A 2283-nucleotide genomic window follows, 5' to 3' on the forward strand; every position below is an offset into this window, starting at 1 on the left:
GCCGCGCTCGGCCTGACCCCGGCCTGCGGCTCCGGCGGCAAGCCCGAGCCCACCCCGGCCGGTGCCGGCCAGGCCGCCGTCAGCCCCGCCGCCCAGGTCGAGACGGCCTCAGCGGCCGCCTCGGCCTCCCCGTCCTCCTCCGGATCGCCCACGGCCCCGGGTGACCAGCAGGTGTCCTTCGTCGTCAACGGCACCACCACCTACGGCACCCTGCACATCCCGCCCAACGCGACCGGTGCGAAGATGCCGGCCGCACTGCTGCTGCCCGGCAGCGGACCCACGGACCGCAACGGCAACCAGCCCCCGCAGCTCATGCCCGACACCCTCGCCGACATCGCCCAGCAGATGGGCGACGACGGCATCATGACCCTGCGGTACGACAAGTACGGCAGCGGCCAGACCGGCCTGGGCACCTACACCAACAACCCGGGCGGCCTCGACCTGAACGCATTCGTCCAACAAGCCAGCGCCGCCTACCAGTTCCTCGCCGGCCAGCCCGGCGCCGACCCGCAGAAGCTCCTCATCGCCGGCCACAGCGAGGGGGCAATGATCGCCCTGGAGGTCGACCAGACCGCAAAGCCGGCCGTGGCTGGGCTGGCGCTGCTGGAGCCGCAGGACGAGCGGCTGCTCGACCTCGTCACTCTTCAGGTGGATCAGCAGGTGGACGCCGCCGTCTCGGCCGGGCAGCTCAGCTCCGCCCAGGCCTCCACCGTCAAGACCGCCGTGACCAACGGGGTGTCGAGCATCCGTGCCGGCAATCCCGCCGACACCACGGGCCTGCCCGGGCCCATCGCGACGGTGTTCCAGAGCCTCAACGCCAACCTCGCCTTCGCTCGAACGGACGACGCGGTGTACCCGCCGGACCTGGCGGCCAAGGTGCCGTCCAGTACCAAGGTCATGGTGACCTGCGGCACCGCCGACACCCAGGTGCCGTGCTCGACCACCGGCCCGCTGGTCAGCGCCCTCAAGTCCGCCGGAACCGGTGGACCCGGCCTGGTCACCCTCCCCGACGTCACCCACCTCCTCCAGCCGGCCGGCTCCCCCGCCACCACCAACACCCTCGCCCCGGCGGCACAACAGGCCATCCACACCTTCGATCAGCTCTGGCAGTGAACGGACCAGCACCTCCGGCGCTGCTCGAACCGGACGCGGGAGCCTCGTGCTCAGGACTGAGTGGCCTGCGGAGCCAGACAGATGCGGCCGTTGCCGAGGTCGTAGAGGACGTCGGTGCGGGTGAAGATGGGCAGGCCCGCGACGATCAGGGGATTGGGCTGAGAGGCGTAGGCGATCAGCGGGGTGCTCAGGGCGTTGAGCAGCTGGGTTTGGGCCGCGGCCGGGGTGGCCGCCGGCGGCATGGTGTACGTCCAGGTCAATGCGGGCGGGATGGTCAACTGGACCTGTTGCCCGAAGGAGTTCAGCACTCCTCCTCCGCCGGTGAGCGCGCTGGACGGGGGTGCCTGGGAGGGAGGCAGCAGGAGGTTCAGCGTCGCGCTGCCCGTGTCGAGGACGACGGGCGCGCAGGTCTTGCCGAGGACGGAGGAGACGGTCAGGCAGGCCTGCATCGGCGTCGCGTCCCAGGCGGCGACCGAGGATGGGGAGGCGGAGGCGGAGGCTGTCGGGGGCAGGCTCGTCATGGTGAACCTCGCCGTCGTGGCCTGTGCGGGCCGCAGGACGAGCGTCGGTGCGGCCGGGTCGAAGTGGATCACGTAGGACGTGTTGCCGGTGAGGCCGACCATCGGATTGGTGCAGCAACTCGTGCCGATGCGCAGCGTCATGCCGATGCCGAGGATGCCGTCGAAGACCCCGCCGAACTCCTCCGGCGTCTGCCCGTTGGCGGCCTCGCAGTTCGGGACGGTCGGGGCGCAGCTGACCGAGTTGACCAGGACGATCGTCTGGGCCGTCGCCGTGGCGGCGCCGAGGGTGAGGGTGGCGGTGGCCTCGTTCCCGCTGATGGTGAGGCCGTTGCCGAAGGCGCCGGTGCTCGTGGTGCCGGTGGTGGTGGCGTCGGTGGCGGCGACCTTGGACGCGAGGACCTTGAGGCCGCTGGAGCCGGTGTCGACGAGGACGTTGAGCCTGCTCGTACCGACCGAGATGGTGGTGGCGAGGCGGGGCTGGGCCGGTTGGCCGCTTGCGCTGCCCGCGGGGAGGTAGGTCAGCGGAATGGTGACCGGCCCCGGCTGGTTCGACGCGGTGGAAGCAGCGGAAGCGGCCGACGTGGCCGATTCGGCGGAGGCCTGGCTGGTGGGCGCGGGTTCGGCGCCGCCGGCGCTGCCGCACCCGGCC

2 protein-coding genes are annotated in these 2283 nt (G+C 71.9%); one reads left to right on the forward strand and one right to left on the reverse strand.

The annotated features are described in order from the left end of the window. Positions 1-1113, forward strand: a 1113-nt coding sequence (locus AB0O00_RS33470) for an alpha/beta hydrolase (RefSeq protein ID WP_363658260.1), incomplete at its 5' end; no start/stop codon positions are given. A gap of 50 nt (positions 1114-1163) precedes the next feature. On the opposite strand, the gene AB0O00_RS33475 is transcribed toward AB0O00_RS33470, so the two are convergent. Further along, a partial coding sequence (locus AB0O00_RS33475) for a DUF3443 family protein (RefSeq protein WP_363658262.1) occupies positions 1164-2283 on the reverse strand: 1120 nt, incomplete at its 5' end.

The organism is Kitasatospora sp. NPDC093558, from assembly GCF_040683475.1.
Lineage (GTDB): Bacteria > Actinomycetota > Actinomycetes > Streptomycetales > Streptomycetaceae > Kitasatospora.